The following is a 15078-nucleotide window of genomic DNA, read 5'->3' as shown; positions in this document are numbered from 1 at the left end:
TGCCGCCCCCGTGTCGAAGCCGCCCCCGAATCCCTTGCCGACTGAGACGCCTGGACACCGGTCAGACCAGCGGATCGCCGAGGTCACGATCACGCCGGTCGCCTTCCGGGACCTCCCACTGCTCAACACCGTCGGAGTGCACGAGCCGTACGCCATCCGCGCGATCGTCGAGGTCCGGACCGACGAGGGCCTGACCGGCCTCGGCGAGACCTACGCCGACACCGCGCATCTGGCCCGGCTCCGGCGCGCCGCCGAGGAGATCACCGGGACCGGCGTCTGGGACCTGAACGAGCTGGCCCGCCGGGTGCGGGCGAGCCTGGCCGGGGACACCGGGACGGGCGGGCACGGGATGGCCGGGATGGTCACCAACAGCAGCACCGCCGACGCCGTCCTGTCCCCCTTCGAGGTGGCCTGCCTCGACGTGCAGGGGCAGGCGACCGGCCTGCCCGTCAGCGCGCTCCTCGGCGGCGCCGTCCGCGACCGGGTCGAGTACTCCGCCTACCTGTTCTACAAGTGGGCGGCACACCCGGGGCAGGAACCCGACGCCTGGGGCGCCGCGCTCGACCCGGACGGGATCGTCGCGCAGGCCCGGCAGATGATCGGCGCCTACGGCTTCTCCGCGATCAAGCTCAAGGGCGGGGTGTTCCCTCCCGAGGAGGAGATCGAGGCGATCCGGGCGCTGCGCCGGGCGTTCCCCGATCATCCGCTGCGGATCGACCCGAACGGCGCGTGGACGGTCGAGACCTCGATCCGGGTCGGGCAGGAGCTGGACGGCGTCCTGGAGTACCTGGAGGACCCGACCGCGGGCATGGCGGGGATGGCGGAGGTCGCGAAGAAGGTCCCGATGCCGCTGGCCACCAACATGTGCGTGGTGGGCTTCGCCGACATCGAGCCGGCCGTGAAGCGGGACGCGGTCGGGGTCGTGCTGTCCGACCACCACTTCTGGGGCGGACTCACCCGATCGCGGCTGCTGGCGGGGATCTGCGAGACCTTCGGGCTGGGCATGTCGATGCACTCCAACTCCCATCTCGGCATCAGCCTGGCCGCGATGACGCACCTGGCGGCCGCGTCGCCGAGCCTCACCTACGCCTGCGACACCCACTGGCCCTGGAAGGACCCCGGCGAGGACGTGATCGTCGATGGGGCGCTCACATTCAGCGAGGGAGCCCTGGCAGTCCCGGCGGGACCCGGCCTCGGCGTCACGCTCGACCGCGACAGGCTGGCCCGGCTGCACGAGCAGTACGTGCGGTGCGGGCTGCGCGACCGCGACGACACCGGCTACATGAGGCGGATCGACCCGTCGTACGAGCTGAAGCAGCCCCGCTGGTGACCCCGCGGTTGAAGATCCTGGTCACCGACCCGATCATCGGCCGTTTCGCATCGATCCTGGCACCGCCGGGCGAGCATGATCTCGTGCTCGCCGCCGGCCGCCCGGACGAGGAGATCGTCGCGGCGCTGCCCGGCACTGACGTGGCTGTCTGCTCGCGGATGACCGAGGCGATGGCGCGTGCCTCCGGGCCGGAGCTGCGGCTGGTGCACTGCACGGGAGCCGGCTACGAGCGCATCGCGATCGACGCGCTCCCGCCCGGCACGGCCGTGTGCAACACCTTCCATCACGGCCCTTCCATCGCCGAGCACGTCGTGATGGTCATGCTCATGCTGTCGCGGCAGGTGCTGCGGAAGGACCGGCTGGTACGAGAGGGCGTCTGGGAGTCGGTCGGCGTCGACCCCGGACTGCCGCTCGGCGACACGCTGGCGGGCCGCACACTCGGGCTGCTCGGGCTCGGCGAGACGGGCCGGGAGGTGGCGCGGCTCACGGCCGCGTTCGGCATGCGCGTGCAGGCGATGCGGCGCGACCCCGGCGCGCCCCTGGACGGCGGCCTGCGGCTCGACCGTGTGCTGCCGCCGGGCGGGCTGCACGAGCTGCTCACGTCCTCGGACGTCGTCGTGGTGACCGTCCCGCTGAACGAGCACACCCGGGGCCTGATCGGCGCCGCCGAGCTGGACCGGATGCGGCGCACCGCCTTGCTGATCAACGTCGCGCGCGGTCCGGTCGTCGACGAGCGGGCCCTGTACGAGGCGCTCGCCGCCGGCCGGATCGGCGGTGCGGGGATCGACGTGTGGTGGCCCGGCGAACAGGGCGCGGGACGCGGCGGCAGCACGATGCCGTTCGAGAAGCTCGACAACGTCGTGCTGACGCCGCACAACTCCGGTCACACGGCCCGGACCTTCGAGAGCCGCGCCCGCGACATCGCCGCGAACATCGCGGCCCTCGCCGAGGGCCGCCCGCTCCGCAACGTCATCCGCTGACGGCCGGCTCCAGCGGGAAGTGGCAGGCGGCCTGATGGGCGGCGCCCGCCTGGCTCTCCGGCACGGTCGTCGCGCATGTGTCTTCGGCCTTCCAGCAGCGCGTACGGAAGCGGCAGCCGGACGGCGGATCGAGCGGCGAAGGCACCTCGCCCTCCAGCAGGATCCGTTCCCGCCGGGCACCCGAGACGTCCAGCTCGGGGGCGGCGGACAGCAGCGCGGCGGTGTACGGGTGGCGCGGCGCCTCGAAGACCTCCTCGGCCGTGCCCGTCTCGACGATCCGCCCGAGGTACATCACGGCCACCCGGTCGGCGACGTGCCGGACCACCGACAGGTCGTGCGAGATGAAGACGTACGACACCTTGAGCTCACGCTGCAGCTCGTCCAGCAGGTTGAGGACCTGGGCCTGCACGGACAGGTCCAGCGCCGACACCGGCTCGTCACAGACGATCACCTCGGGGTCGAGCGCGAGCGCGCGGGCGATGCCGATGCGCTGGCGCTGCCCGCCGGAGAACTCCTGCGGGTACCGGCCGGCGTCTCCGGCGCGCAGCCCGACCAGGTCGAGCAGCTCCAGCACCCGCTTGCGCCGGTCCTGGCGCGAGGGGACGACGTCGCGATGCGTCCGCCACGGCTCGGCGATGATGTCGGCGGCGGTCATCCTCGGGTTGAGCGAGGCGAACGGGTCCTGGAACACCATCTGGACGCGGCGCCGCCAGGCCAGCAGCTCCTTGCCCTTGAGGGTGAACGGGTCGACGCCGTCGAAGCGCAGCGTGCCCTCGTCCGGGCGTTCCAGCATGAGCAGCAGGCGGGCCAGCGTGGACTTGCCGCAGCCGGACTCCCCCACCAGGCCGAGCGTCTCCCCGCGGCCGAGGGTGAGGTCGATGCCGTCGAGGGCGCGCAGCCGGTCCTTGCCGTCCTTGTTCTTCGGCACGTGGAAGGTCTTGGCCAGACCACGCGCCTCGATCACGTTGGTCGTCGGTTCAGACATGAGCCGGCTCCTTGGTCGCGAAATGGCAGGCGGCGGCACGTCCGGGCGCGGTCTCGGCCAGGCCCGGATGGTCGGTGCGGCAGACGTCCGCGACCATCGGGCAGCGGGCCTGGAACGCGCAGCCGGCGGGGATGGCGTGCAGCTCGGGCGGCCCGCCCTTGATCGAACGCAGCTCCTCGCCGCGCCCGACCTTCGCCGGGACCGACGCGAGCAGCCCGCGGGTGTAGGGGTGGCGCGGGTCGGCGAAGACGTCCTGGACCGGGCCGGTCTCCACGACCCGCCCCGCGTACATCACCGCGACGTGGTCGGCGTGCTCGGCCACCACGGCCAAGTCGTGGGTGATGAGGACGACGGCCATGTCGCGCTCGGTGCGCAGCTCCCGCAGCAGTTCCATGATCTGGGCCTGGACGGTCACGTCCAGCGCGGTGGTCGGCTCGTCGGCCAGCAGCACGTCGGGGTCGAGCGCGACGGCCATCGCGATCAGGAGCCGCTGCCGCATGCCGCCGGAGAACTGGTGCGGATAGGCCGACAGCCGCGCCTTCGGGTCGGGGATGCCGACCCGTTCCATCAGCTCGGCGGCCTTGGCGAGGGCGTCCTTGCGCGACATCTTGCGGTGGATCCGGAACGGCTCGGCGAGCTGGGCGCCGACCGTCTGCACCGGGTTGAGCGCCGTCAGCGCGTCCTGGAAGACGATCGACAGCTTCGGCCCGGCGAGCTTGCGGCGACCGGCGCGGTCCAGGGCCAGCACGTCGGTGCCGGCGAGCCGTACCGAACCGCCGGTCACGCTCGCGACCGGGTCGAGCAACCCGACGATCGCCTGCGCGGTCATGCTCTTGCCGCAGCCGGACTCGCCGAGCAGCGCGAGGGTCTCGCCGGACCGCACGGCGAAGCCGACGCCGTCCACGGCGCGCACCTCCCCGTGCCGGGTGCGCAGCTCGACCGACAGGCCGTCGACCTCCAGGGCGGGCGCGTTCGAGGAACTCGGGGAACTCACTGGGTCACCTCCGGAAGGACGGGCGCGGAACGGCGGCCGCGCCGGCCGCGCGGCAGCGCCAGCCGCCACCGCTGGGCGGGGTCGGTGGCCAGCCGGAACCACGAGGCCAGCAGCGTGGCGGAGACCGTCGTGATGACGATGGCGAGGCCCGGGAAGACGGCGGTCCACCAGGCGGTCTGCAGGTACTGGCGGCCCTGCGCGACCATGAGGCCCCAGCTGACGTCAGGCGGCTGGATGCCGATGCCGAGGAAGCTCAGCGACGACTCGGCCAGCATCACGAAGCAGAAGTCGACCGTGGCCACGGTCAGGAGGGTCGGCGCGACGACCGGCGCGATGTGCCGGACGATCACCGCCCCGGACCGGGTGCCGAACGTGCGCGCCGCGTCCACGAACAGCCGCCCGCGCAGCTCCGCCGACTCGGCGCGGGCGGTGCGCAGGTAGACCGGGATGCGGGCGATGGCCAGCACCGCGACGATGTTGGCGGCGCTGGGCGAGAAGATGTAGAGGACGACGACGGCGAGCAGCAGCGACGGGAAGCTGAGGATGATGTCGGCGACGCGCATCGACACGTTCTCCCGCCAGCCCCGGTGGTAGCCGGCCCACATGCCCCACGCGCCGCCGACGATCAGCGAGATCAGCACGGCCGGGACGGCCACCGAGAGGCTGGTGCCGCCCGCGACCATCAGGCGGGCCAGGACGCTGCGCCCGAGGGCGTCGCTGCCGAGCACGAACTCCCAGCCGTGGCCGAACCCGGGCGGGGTGTTGGTGGCGCGCAGGTTCTGCTTGGTGTCGAGGTCGCCGATGAGGAGCTGCCCGAGGGTGGTGGCCAGCACCACCAGCAGCAGGACGACGGCGGCGGCGGTCGCCACCCGGTCGCGCAGCAGCAGCGTCCACCAGCGGGTGCGCCCGGCCTGGGAGCGCGCGTCCTCCGGCTGGGCCGCGGTGTCGAGCGTCGCCGTCATGGAGTCTCCGCCCTTCTTCTGCTCGGACACGGTCATGCCGTCACCGCCTGCCGGACGCGGGAGTCGAGCAGGGCGTGGCACAGGTCGACGAGGATGTTGAGCGCGAAGATCGTCACCGCGGTGATCAGCACGGCGGCCTGCAGGACGGCGAAGTCGCGCTGCAGGATGGAGTCGATCATCAGCTTGCCGATGCCCGGCCAGCCGAAGATCGTCTCGACGACGACGGCGCCGTTGACCAGGCCCACGGTCAGGTCGCCGGCGACGGTCAGGACGGGCGGCGCGGCGTTGCGCAGCGCGTGCCCGAAGACCACCCGCGGCTCGCTCGCGCCCTTGCTGCGTGCGACCTTCACGTACGGTGCCGACAGCGCCGACACCATCGCGCCGCGCACCACCTGCACCAGGACGCCGAACGGGCGGATCAGCAGCGTGAGCAGCGGCAGCACCCACACCTCGGGGCCTCCGACGACACCGGAGGTGGGCAGCCAGCCGAGCGTCACCGCGAACACCAGCACGCCCATGATCGCGAACCAGAAGTCGGGCATGCTGGCCGCGGCCATCGACAGCAGGCCGGAGAGCCTGTCGGCGAGCGAGTTGGGCTTGTAGGCGGCCCAGCTCCCGATGAGGACGGCTCCGACGATGGCCAGCAACATCGTCGCCCCGGCCAGTTGGAGCGTGGCGGGGAACGCGCGCAGCGCCATCCCGGCGGCGTCCTGCCCGGTGCGGAGCGACTCGCCGAAGTCGAGGGTGAACAACCCTTCGAGGTAGTCCCACAGCTGCTCGATCAGCGGCTTGTCGAACCCGTTGCGGGCCAGGAAGTCCTCCCGCATCTGCGGCGTCGCGCTGAGCGGCAGGTAGAGCTTGGCGGGGTCGCCGGTGAGCCGGGCGAGGCAGAACACGCCCAGGATCACGACGACCAGTGGCACGGCGCTGGAGACGATGCGCCTGCGGACGAAGGTCAGCATCGCCGCTCCTTCGGCGTCCCTGATCCCTCATGGGGCTGCTTCATCAGGCGCTCCCTCATTCGGCCGGGTGGATTTCAGCGAGCCGCAGCTCGTCGGTGGACGCGGAGTTCGGCTTGTATCGCACGTTGCTCGCGATGCCGATCAGGCCTCGCATGTGCGCGATGTGCGCGTACTGCACGACGTTCTCGTTCTGATAGGCCAGCACCTTCCCGAAGGCCTGAGACCGTTCGGGCCCGGTCTTCTCGCCGGCCTGGGCGATCATCTCGTCCAGCGCGGCCGTGCCGTACTGGCTCTGCGGGCCGTCGCTCTTGAGGTACTGGCTGGTGGTGAAGGCGGCGTCGCCGGCCTGGTTGCCGTGCATGATCAGCAGCAGCGTGGGGCCCGCGTCGCGGACGAACGGGCGCAGCTGGTACTCCAGGTGCGCGGCGGTGTCCAGCATCTTGATCTTGACATTCAGCCCCGCCTGGCTGAGCGCCTCCTGCATCACCTCGGCGGTCTCGGCCACCTTGGGGAACTGCGCGGTCCGGGCGATCAGGGTGATCGGGGTACGCACCGGCACCCCGGCGGCCGCGGCCTCGGCGACCAGCGCCTTGGCCTTGGCCGGGTCGTACGGCCAGGCCTTGATCGCCGGATCGTGGCCGACGACGCCGGCCGCGACCAGCTGCCCGGCGGGCTCGCCGAGCTTGAGGAACAACGACTCGACAATGCCGTTCTTGTCGATCGCGTAGTTGACCGCGCGGCGGACCCTGATGTCGTTGAGCGGAGTGACGTTGACGTCCATGCGCAGCGCGGTGGTCTCGTTGTTGGGGAAGGCGACGCCGAGGTCCCCGGCCCCGTCCTCGGGGCCGAGCCCGACGGCGATCCCGGCCTCGCCGCTGGCGACCATGGCGGCGCGGATGCTGTTCTCGGTGCGCCAGACGTACCGGACGGCCGGGTAGTCGGGCTTGGTGCCCCAGTAGCCGTCGAACCGGTCGAGCCGGAGGCTGATCCCGCTGTCCCAGTCGGCGACCTTGTACGGGCCGGTGCCGACGGGCTCGCGGACCTTGGACGTGGTGTTGGTCCCGGTGGGGACGATCTCCAGGAAGGAGAGCCGCAGCGGCAGGATCGGGTCTGGATCCTTGGTCTTGACGGTGAGCGTCCTGGCGTCGGGCGCCGACACCTCCAGCTTGCTGTCGGCGAAGACATAGCCGTCGACGTTGCAGCCGAGCTTGGAGCCGACCGCGCGCGTGATGGAGAACGCGGCGTCCTCGGCGTCGAACGGCGTGCCGTCATGGAAGCGCACGCCGTCGCGGATCGTGAACGTCCAGGTGTGGTCGTCGGTGGCTTTCCACCCGGTCGCGAGCAGCGGCTTCAGCGCACCCGAGGTCGGATCGCGCTCGACCAGCGGCTCGGTGATGTTGGAGCGCACCACGATGCCGGTCGAGGTCAGCGAGGATTCGCACGGTTCGAGGGTGGGCGGCTCCTGCTGCAGCGCGATCTGCAGCGCGCCGTCGGCGCCGCCGGTGAGCGAGTCGCTGTTGGCGACGGTACAGCCGCTGCCGGCGACCAGGCCGGCAAGGAGGACCAGGGCCAGGGCCGCCTTGCGCGGCGTGGAACGGGGTGGGAATGCGGGCATTGCCTCTCCAGACAGGGCGTGTCGAGAGCGCGAGACGTGCGGGGCGGCCGCGAACGAGCGGGCAGTCCACGGACGGTCGTCTACGAGTAGGAAAGTCATCTCTATGGGTAGACGGACCTTAGAGTGGCCGATCTTTCGTCGTCAAGGGTCGCTTACGGAGACGGATGCCCGGGACGCGATCAGCGGCCGACCAGGCCAAGGAGGGCGTGCAGGGCGGGCGCGTCGTTGCCCGTGCGCCAGACGCTGTGCACCTCGACCAGGTCGGGCGCGAGACCGTCCACGTCGAGGAACTCCAGGTTCGGCAGGCGCAACACCGACGCCGAGCGAGGCACCAGCGCCGCCCCGACACCCGCGTCCACCAGTGCCAGAAGGCTGTGCACCTGCCCCATCTGCTGGACGTAACGCGGCATCACGCCCGCGTCGCGGAAGACCGTGATGACCAGCTCGTACAGGTACCGGGCCTCGATCGGCGCGTATGTGACCAGCTCGTGCGCGGCGATGTCGGCCAGCCGCGGCCTGCGGCCGAGCTCGGCGAGAGGATGCCCGCGCGGCACCGCCAGCACCAGCGGCTCGGCGTACACCAGGCGCGCGCTCAGCACGTCCGAACGGGGCACCCCACGCGCCAGCCCCACATCGATCTCACCCGCGAGCAGCGCATCCACCTGGGCGCGGGTGACCATCTCGGTGAGCATCAGATCGACGTCCGGCAGGTGCTCGCGGGCGGCAGCGATCCACTGCCCCAGCACGGCCAGCGCCGACACGGCCGTGAACGCGATCCGCACCGTGCCGCTCGTGCCCTGGGCGCTGCGCCGCGCCACCAGCACCGCCGCGTCCGCCTGGCTGAGCAGCCGCCGCGCCTCGGCGAGGAAGGCACGGCCCGCCGGCGTCGGCGCCGCCCCGTGCGCGCTGCGCTCCAGCAACGTGACACCCACGGCCCGTTCGAGCTTCTGGATCTGGCGGCTGAGCGGCGGCTGGGTCATCCGCAGCCGCTCCGCGGCGCGCCCGAAGTGCCCCTCCTCGGCGACCGCGACGAAGCCGCGCAGCTGGTCCAGCGTGTACATGCACGAAAGGTATCAGCGCATGCCAAAGACAACTTGGACAGGCATGATGCCCGCTCCTTAGCCTGACGGCGTACGCGTTCGGCACGGCACCCGCGTACCACCGAGCCTTCCCCCGACCCTGGAGTCAGAGCAGATGACGCGATTCACCCACGACGAGCTGAGATCGGTGCTCGGCGCCGGGCTGCTGTCGTTCCCGGTGACCCACATGACGGCCGGCCTCGACTTCGACGAGGGGGCCTACCGCGACCACATCGGCTGGCTCGCGGACCGCCCCGCCGCCGGGCTGTTCGCCGCGGGCGGCACCGGGGAGTTCTTCTCCCTCACGCCCGCCGAGGTGGGACAGGTCGTCCGCGCGGCCGTCACCGCCGCGCCCACCGGGATGCCGATCATCGCGCCCGCCGGGTACGGCACGGCCCTGGCCTGCGAGCTGGCCAGGGACGCCGAGGCCGCCGGGGCGGACGCGCTGCTCCTGCTGCCGCCCTACCTCACCGAGGCGAGCCAGGACGGGCTGGCCGCGCACGTCCGCGCGGTCTGCGCGGCGACCTCGCTGGGCGTGATCGTCTACCACCGCGCCAACGCCGCGTACACCGTGGACACCGTGGCCCGGCTCGCCGAGGACTGCCCGAACCTGATCGGCTTCAAGGACGGCGTCGGCGACATCGAGCTGATGTCCCGCCTGTACGCCACCCTCGGCGACTCGCTGCTGTACGTCGGCGGGCTGCCCACCGCCGAGACCTATGCGCTGCCCTACCTGGAGCTCGGCGTCACGACTTACTCCTCGGCGATGTTCAACTTCATCCCGGACTTCGCGCTCGACTTCTTCCAGGCGGTCCAGGAGCGGGACCGTGCCGGGGTGTACGGCCGGCTCTCCGAGTTCGTGCTCCCCTACCTCGACATCCGGAACCGGTGCGCCGGGTACGCGGTGTCGATCGTCAAGGCCGGCATGACCGCGATCGGGCGCCCCGCAGGCCCGGTCCGGCCGCCTCTCACCGACCTCACCGAGGGCGAGCTGGCCGACCTCACCGAGCTGATCAAGAAGGTGAGCCGGTGACCGCGGGCGAGCTGCACGCCGTCGATCCGCGGACCGGAGAACGGCTCGAACCGGGCTACCCCGTCGCGGGCCCGGACGAGATCGCCCGCGCCTGCGCGCTGGCCTGGGAGGCGTTCGCCGAGTACCGCGCCACCGGGCCGAAGGCGCGCGCCGCGTTCCTCGACACCGTCGCGGACCGGATCGAGGCGCTCGGCGACGCCCTCGTCGCCCGCGTCATGGCCGAGACCGGGCTCCCCCGGGCCCGCGTCGAGGGCGAGCGTGCCCGGACGACCGGGCAACTGCGGCTGTTCGCCTCCGTCGTCCGGGACGGCGGCTGGCTCGGCGCCCGGATCGACCCCGCGCTGCCCGATCGCACCCCGCTGCCGCGCCCGGACCTGCGCCAGCGGCGCATCCCGCTCGGCCCCGTCGCCGTGTTCGCCGCGAGCAACTTCCCGCTGGCCTTCTCGGTCGCGGGCGGCGACACCGCCTCCGCGCTCGCCGCCGGAGCCCCGGTCGTGGTGAAGGCCCATCCGGCCCACCCGGGAACGAGCGAGATGGTCGGCCGCGCCGTCCGCGAGGCCGTCCAGGAGCACGGGCTGCCCGAGGGGACGTTCAGCGTCCTGCTCGGCCACGGCCACGACCTCGGGACACGGCTGGTCACCGACCCGCGCATCAAGGCCGTCGGGTTCACCGGGTCGCGTGGCGGTGGGCTGTCGCTCGTCGCGGCCGCCGCAGCACGGCCCGTGCCGATCCCGGTGTACGCGGAGATGTCGAGCGTGAACCCGGTGTTCCTGCTGCCCGGTGCCCTCCGCGGCTCGGGGGCCGAGCTGGGACGGGCCTTCGCCGCCTCCCTCACCACCGGCGCCGGTCAGCTCTGCACCAGCCCCGGCCTCGTCTTCGCGCTCGACGGCGACGGCCTCGACGCCTTCGTGGACGCGGCGTCCGCCGCCGTCGCCGCCACGCCGGCCGCTCCGATGCTGACCGCCGGCATCCGGGCGGCCTACGACGCCGGGACCGTACGGATGGCGAGCGCACAAGGCGTCACCACGCTCGCCCAAGGAACCGATGACCCCTCGATCGCCGTCGCCTGCCAGCCTCGGCTCTTCCTCACCGACGACGCGACGTTCCTCGCCGAGCCGTTCCTCCAGGAGGAGGTCTTCGGCGCCGCGTCGCTGATCGTGCGGGTCCGCGACCGGGAGCGGCTCGGCACGATCGTCCAGTCGCTCGAAGGCCAGCTGACCGCGACCCTCCACCTCGCACCGGACGACCCGGGCGACCACGCGCTGGCCGCGGGCCTGCTTCCCGAGCTCGAACTGCTCGCCGGTCGGGTGCTGGTCAACGGCTGGCCCACCGGCGTCGAGGTCGGCCACGCGGTCGTGCACGGCGGGCCGCACCCCGCCACCTCCGCACCCGCCACCACCTCGGTCGGCACGCGGGCGATCGAACGTTTCCTGCGCCCGGTCGCCTACCAGGACATCCCCGGCGACCTCCTGCCGGAGGAGTTGCGCGACGGCGACCCGCTCGGCGTCCGGCTGCGGATCGACGGCGTCCCCGGCGGAGGGAGCTGACATGGCCGGATCCCCTTGTGTCGCCGACCTGCGCGTCGTGCCCGTCGCCGGCCGCGACAGCATGCTCCTCAATCTGAGCGGCGCGCACGCCCCGTTCTTCACGCGCAACATCGTCCTGCTCACCGACTCCGACGGCCGGGTCGGCGTCGGCGAGGTGCCGGGCGGCGAGGCCATCACCCGCACCCTGGAGGAGTCGCGGGACCTGGTCGTCGGCCGCCCGGTCGCCGCGTACAACGGGACGCTGGAGTCGGTGCGGCGGCGCTTCGCCCACCGCGACGCCGCCGGGCGCGGTGCGCAGACCTTCGACCTGCGTACCACCGTGCACGCCGTGACCGCCTTCGAGTCGGCGCTGCTCGACCTGCTCGGGCAGTACGTGGAGGTGCCTGTCGCGGATCTGCTCGGCGGGGGACGGCGGCGCGACCGCGTCCCGGTGCTCGGCTACCTGTTCTTCATCGGCGACCGGAACCGCACCGACCTGGACTACCGGGGCGGTAAGGCCGATGAAGCCCCTGAGGACGGCGACGACTGGTTCCGGCTGCGGAACGAAGAGGCACTGACGCCCGACGCGATCGTCGCGCTCGCCGAGGCGGCCCAGGCCCGGTACGGCTTCGCCGACTTCAAGCTGAAGGGCGGCGTCCTGCGCGGACCGGACGAGGCCGCCGCCGTCACCGCGCTCGCCGAACGTTTCCCTGGCGCCCGCGTCACCCTCGATCCGAACGGGGCGTGGTCGCTGGCCGAGGCGATCGGGCTGGCCCGCGACGGCGGCCTGCGCGACGTGCTCGCCTATGCCGAGGACCCGTGTGGCGCCGAGGACGGGTTTTCGGCGCGGGAGGTGATGGCCGAGTTCAGGCGCGCGACCGGTCTGCGCACCGCCACCAACATGATCGCGACGGACTGGCGCGAGCTGGGCCACGCGATCACCGCGGGCGCGGTGGACATCCCGCTCGCCGACCCGCACTTCTGGACCATGGACGGCTCGGTGCGGGTCGCGCAGCTCTGCGACGCGTGGGGCCTGACCTGGGGCTCGCACTCCAACAACCACTTCGACGTCTCACTGGCGATGTTCACCCACGTCGCCGCAGCGGCGCCCGGGGACATCACTGCGGTCGACACGCACTGGATCTGGCAGGACGGGCAGCGGCTGACCACCGCCCCGTTCGAGATCGCCGACGGCCACCTCACCGTGCCTGACCGGCCGGGGCTCGGGGTAGAAGTGGACCACGAGCGGCTCGACGAGGCACACCGCCTGTACCTGGCCGAAGGCCTGGGTGGGCGGGACGACGCGGCGGCCATGAGATACCTCGTGCCGGGCTGGACGTTCGATCCCCGCAGACCGGCCCTCGACCGCGACTGAACAGAGGAAAGAGAAGACCTTGGATCGTGTGCTGCAGGTCGGACCGCTGCTGCCGTCCCTCCACCGGAATCTGCGCGAGCACTACGACGCCGTACTGCTCGACGACCAGCCGGACGGCTTCCTCGACGAGCACGGCGCCGAGTTCACGGCCGTGGTCACCACCGCCCGGATCGGGGTGGACCGGGCGCTGATGGACCGGCTGCCCCGGCTCCGGGTGATCGCGAACTTCGGTGTCGGGTACGACACCACGGACGTGGCCGCCGCAGCCGAACGCGGGATCGCGGTGAGCAACACCCCGGACGTGCTCACCGACTGCGTCGCCGACACCGCGGTCGGCGGGCTGATCGACGTGATGCGCCGGTTCTCCGCGGCCGACCGGTTCGTGCGGCGCGGCGACTGGACCCGCGGCACGTACCCCCTGGCGACCAAGGTCACGGGCAAGCGGATCGGGATCCTCGGCCTCGGGCGCATCGGCCAGGCCATCGCGCGCCGCCTGGCCGGTTTCGACGCGGAGATCTCCTACCACTCGCGCCGCCCGGTCGAGGGCGTCCCGTACGCCTACGCCGAGTCCCCGGAGAAGCTCGCGGCCTGGAGCGACGCGCTGATCGTCGCGACCTCGGGCGGGGCGGAGACGCGCGGGCTGGTGTCGGCCGCCGTGCTGGAGGCGCTCGGCCCGGCCGGGTACCTGGTGAACGTCGCGCGCGGCAGCGTCGTGAACGAACCCGCGCTGGTCGCCGCGCTCACCTGCGGGCGGCTCGCGGGCGCGGCGCTCGACGTGTTCGCCGACGAGCCGAACGTGCCGCCCGCCCTGCTCGACCTGGACTCGGTGCTGCTCCTGCCGCACATCGCGAGCGCGACGCACGAAACGCGCGAGGCGATGGGCGATCTGGCCTTCCGCAATCTGCGCAGCTTCCTGGTCGAGGGCAGCCTGATCACCCCGATCCCCCAGGGTTAGGCCGGACACGTCCTAGGGCGCGTCCGGCCTAGTCACCGTTCGGCTTGATGCAGTCGGAGACCACCGAGATGATGACCTCCTTCGGGACATAAATGGACACACGGAGCAGCAGGTTGAGGTCCTTGTACTCCATCGTGATCCTGGGATTGCCGGTCTCGAAGCCCTCGGAACTCTTGGTGTAGGCCTTGAGATCCTCGTCCCAGAACTTCTCGACGCGACGGGCCAGGTCGGTGATCTGCTGCGTGTTCAGTCCCCGCACGACGTACCGGTGCTCGACCTTGATCTTCGAGCCGTCCCTCGTCAGGGCGTTGTAGCAGGCTTCGCCCTCCTGGGTCTGCGGCTGCGGCCCCTTCGGCAACGCGCGGTAGTCGGGGTGCAGGAGCTCGACGGTCTGGTTCATGACCCGTTGCGTCTCGGCGGCCGCCTCCGTCTTGTCCATGCTGGAGCCGCAGGCCGCCAGGACGCAGGCCAGCAGGGACAGCTGAATGGCGGCCGGCCATCTGCGCATGGTGATTCCTTTCAGGGCCGTGACCAGGGCAGGAGGTAAAGATCCTTACAGCTGTGAACAGCTAGAAACCGCAGTAAAGCTGCCAAACTTCCCCGGATCACTGCCAACCTCCCAGGTCGGGGACCTGATCGGCCGCAGACTGGACCGGGAGGGGGCCGTCATTGAGCGGGAGAGCGTTTGGGGAGCGTCATGATGAGCAGCGCGCGGGCGGCGCCGTGGCTGCGGTAGTCGTGCGGGGCGTCGGCCGGAAAGCTCGCGAAGTCACCGGGACCGAGCCGCACGGGTTCGTCATGAAGGCCGGTCTCGACCTCCCCTTCGATCACGTACATGCACTCCCGCGTACCGGCCCGATGCGCCTTCGCGCGGTGGTCGGCACCGGGATGCAGGAGAAGCTCGTAGACCTCGACCGTCGTCTCCGGATGCCGCGACCTCCGCAGCAGGCGGGCCTCCAGGGGCGTGCCGGGGATCATTGGCCGGTCCGCCGCCCGGACCACCGCCGTCTCCGGCATCTCCGGCTCCTCCACGAGGTCGGCAAGGGTCACGTCGAGGGCGTAGGCCAGTGCGAAGAGGGTCTCGATGGTGGGGTTCCCGTGGCCGCGTTCCAGCGCGCTGACCGTTCCCTTCGCGACGCCGGAGCGCTCGGCGAGCGCGCCCAGGGTGAGCGCCCGCTCCTCTCGCAGCCGGCGCAGATTGCCCGCCACCACCGCAACGCAGTCCGGCATGCCACACTCCCCTTATGTTCAGTATATTGACCCTCGTAACAGTTTACTGAAC

Annotated in this window: 14 protein-coding genes; 6 read left to right on the top strand and 8 right to left on the bottom strand. The window is 71.9% G+C overall.

All coding sequences use genetic code 11. The features are described 5' to 3' along the window. Positions 1-10 precede the first annotated feature (10 nt). Positions 11-1330, top strand: coding sequence for a glucarate dehydratase family protein (locus tag F8566_RS33650; RefSeq protein WP_225993738.1), 1320 nt, complete (start codon positions 11-13; stop codon positions 1328-1330). Next, positions 1327-2310 carry a 2-hydroxyacid dehydrogenase gene (locus F8566_RS33645; RefSeq protein WP_225993737.1) on the top strand — a complete coding sequence of 328 codons (984 nt, stop codon included), beginning with the start codon at positions 1327-1329 and terminating at the stop codon, positions 2308-2310. Before F8566_RS33650 ends, F8566_RS33645 begins: the two co-directional genes overlap by 4 nt. Here the strand turns inward: F8566_RS33645 and F8566_RS33640 are convergent. The 6 genes from F8566_RS33640 to F8566_RS33615 form a co-directional block, all read right to left on the bottom strand. After that, positions 2300-3295: an ABC transporter ATP-binding protein gene (locus tag F8566_RS33640; RefSeq protein WP_151565899.1), complete on the bottom strand. Its 996-nt coding sequence runs from the start codon at positions 3293-3295 to the stop codon at positions 2300-2302. The two genes, F8566_RS33645 and F8566_RS33640, sit on opposite strands and share 11 nt — an antisense overlap. After that, on the bottom strand, positions 3288-4289 hold the full coding sequence (locus F8566_RS33635) for an ABC transporter ATP-binding protein (protein ID WP_151565898.1): 1002 nt from the start codon (positions 4287-4289) through the stop codon (positions 3288-3290). The genes F8566_RS33640 and F8566_RS33635 overlap by 8 nt, the downstream gene beginning before the upstream one ends. Then, the gene (locus F8566_RS33630) at positions 4286-5287 is read right to left on the bottom strand and encodes an ABC transporter permease (protein ID WP_225993736.1); all 1002 of its coding nucleotides are present in this window, start codon (positions 5285-5287) and stop codon (positions 4286-4288) included. The genes F8566_RS33635 and F8566_RS33630 overlap by 4 nt, the downstream gene beginning before the upstream one ends. Then, positions 5284-6213: an ABC transporter permease gene (locus F8566_RS33625; RefSeq protein WP_151565897.1), complete on the bottom strand. Its 930-nt coding sequence runs from the start codon at positions 6211-6213 to the stop codon at positions 5284-5286. The genes F8566_RS33630 and F8566_RS33625 overlap by 4 nt, the downstream gene beginning before the upstream one ends. Before the next feature lie 55 nt (positions 6214-6268). Next, a complete protein-coding gene (locus F8566_RS33620) occupies positions 6269-7828 on the bottom strand; it encodes an ABC transporter substrate-binding protein (RefSeq protein ID WP_151565896.1) in 1560 nt (519 codons plus the stop codon). Between the two features lie 179 nt (positions 7829-8007). After that, positions 8008-8889, bottom strand: coding sequence for a LysR family transcriptional regulator (locus F8566_RS33615; RefSeq protein ID WP_151565895.1), 882 nt, complete (start codon positions 8887-8889; stop codon positions 8008-8010). 133 nt (positions 8890-9022) lie between these two features. On the opposite strand from F8566_RS33615, the gene kdgD reads away from it, so the two are divergent. From kdgD to F8566_RS33595, 4 genes are read left to right on the top strand one after another with little or no spacing between them, the layout of a single operon-like run. Beyond that, entirely contained in the window at positions 9023-9940 is a 918-nt protein-coding gene (kdgD, locus tag F8566_RS33610) for a 5-dehydro-4-deoxyglucarate dehydratase (RefSeq protein ID WP_151565894.1), read from the top strand. Next, on the top strand, positions 9937-11487 hold the full coding sequence (locus F8566_RS33605; protein ID WP_151565893.1) for an aldehyde dehydrogenase (NADP(+)): 1551 nt from the start codon (positions 9937-9939) through the stop codon (positions 11485-11487). Before kdgD ends, F8566_RS33605 begins: the two co-directional genes overlap by 4 nt. A 1-nt stretch (position 11488) precedes the next feature. After that, the gene (locus F8566_RS33600) at positions 11489-12841 is read left to right on the top strand and encodes an enolase C-terminal domain-like protein (protein WP_151565892.1); all 1353 of its coding nucleotides are present in this window, start codon (positions 11489-11491) and stop codon (positions 12839-12841) included. A 28-nt stretch (positions 12842-12869) separates the two neighbouring features. Then, complete coding sequence (locus tag F8566_RS33595) at positions 12870-13796, top strand: 2-hydroxyacid dehydrogenase (RefSeq protein ID WP_225993759.1); 927 nt, start codon at positions 12870-12872, stop codon at positions 13794-13796. 28 nt (positions 13797-13824) lie between these two features. Here F8566_RS33595 and F8566_RS33590 read toward each other — a convergent pair whose 3' ends face one another. Further along, positions 13825-14304: a hypothetical protein gene (locus F8566_RS33590; RefSeq protein ID WP_151565890.1), complete on the bottom strand. Its 480-nt coding sequence runs from the start codon at positions 14302-14304 to the stop codon at positions 13825-13827. Between the two features lie 158 nt (positions 14305-14462). Then, the gene (locus F8566_RS33585; RefSeq protein WP_151565889.1) at positions 14463-15026 is read right to left on the bottom strand and encodes a helix-turn-helix domain-containing protein; all 564 of its coding nucleotides are present in this window, start codon (positions 15024-15026) and stop codon (positions 14463-14465) included. Positions 15027-15078: the final 52 nt, after the last annotated feature.

Source organism: Actinomadura rudentiformis (assembly GCF_008923185.1).
Classification (GTDB): Bacteria; Actinomycetota; Actinomycetes; order Streptosporangiales; family Streptosporangiaceae; genus Spirillospora; species Spirillospora rudentiformis.
The sequence above is the reverse complement of the archived record's forward strand: the minus strand, read 5'-3'. Positions and strand labels throughout refer to the sequence as shown.

Excerpts from the sequence above, each read along its gene's own strand:
- F8566_RS33630 (WP_225993736.1), bottom strand. The coding sequence starts at position 5,287 with ATGACCGTGTCCGAGCAGAAGAAGGGCGGAGACTCCATGACGGCGACG.
- F8566_RS33590 (WP_151565890.1), bottom strand. The coding sequence starts at position 14,304 with ATGCGCAGATGGCCGGCCGCCATTCAGCTGTCCCTGCTGGCCTGCGTC.
- F8566_RS33640 (WP_151565899.1), bottom strand. The coding sequence starts at position 3,295 with ATGTCTGAACCGACGACCAACGTGATCGAGGCGCGTGGTCTGGCCAAG.
- kdgD (WP_151565894.1), top strand. The coding sequence starts at position 9,023 with ATGACGCGATTCACCCACGACGAGCTGAGATCGGTGCTCGGCGCCGGG.
- F8566_RS33600 (WP_151565892.1), top strand. The coding sequence starts at position 11,489 with ATGGCCGGATCCCCTTGTGTCGCCGACCTGCGCGTCGTGCCCGTCGCC.
- F8566_RS33615 (WP_151565895.1), bottom strand. The coding sequence starts at position 8,889 with ATGTACACGCTGGACCAGCTGCGCGGCTTCGTCGCGGTCGCCGAGGAG.
- F8566_RS33620 (WP_151565896.1), bottom strand. The coding sequence starts at position 7,828 with ATGCCCGCATTCCCACCCCGTTCCACGCCGCGCAAGGCGGCCCTGGCC.
- F8566_RS33585 (WP_151565889.1), bottom strand. The coding sequence starts at position 15,026 with ATGCCGGACTGCGTTGCGGTGGTGGCGGGCAATCTGCGCCGGCTGCGA.
- F8566_RS33625 (WP_151565897.1), bottom strand. The coding sequence starts at position 6,213 with ATGCTGACCTTCGTCCGCAGGCGCATCGTCTCCAGCGCCGTGCCACTG.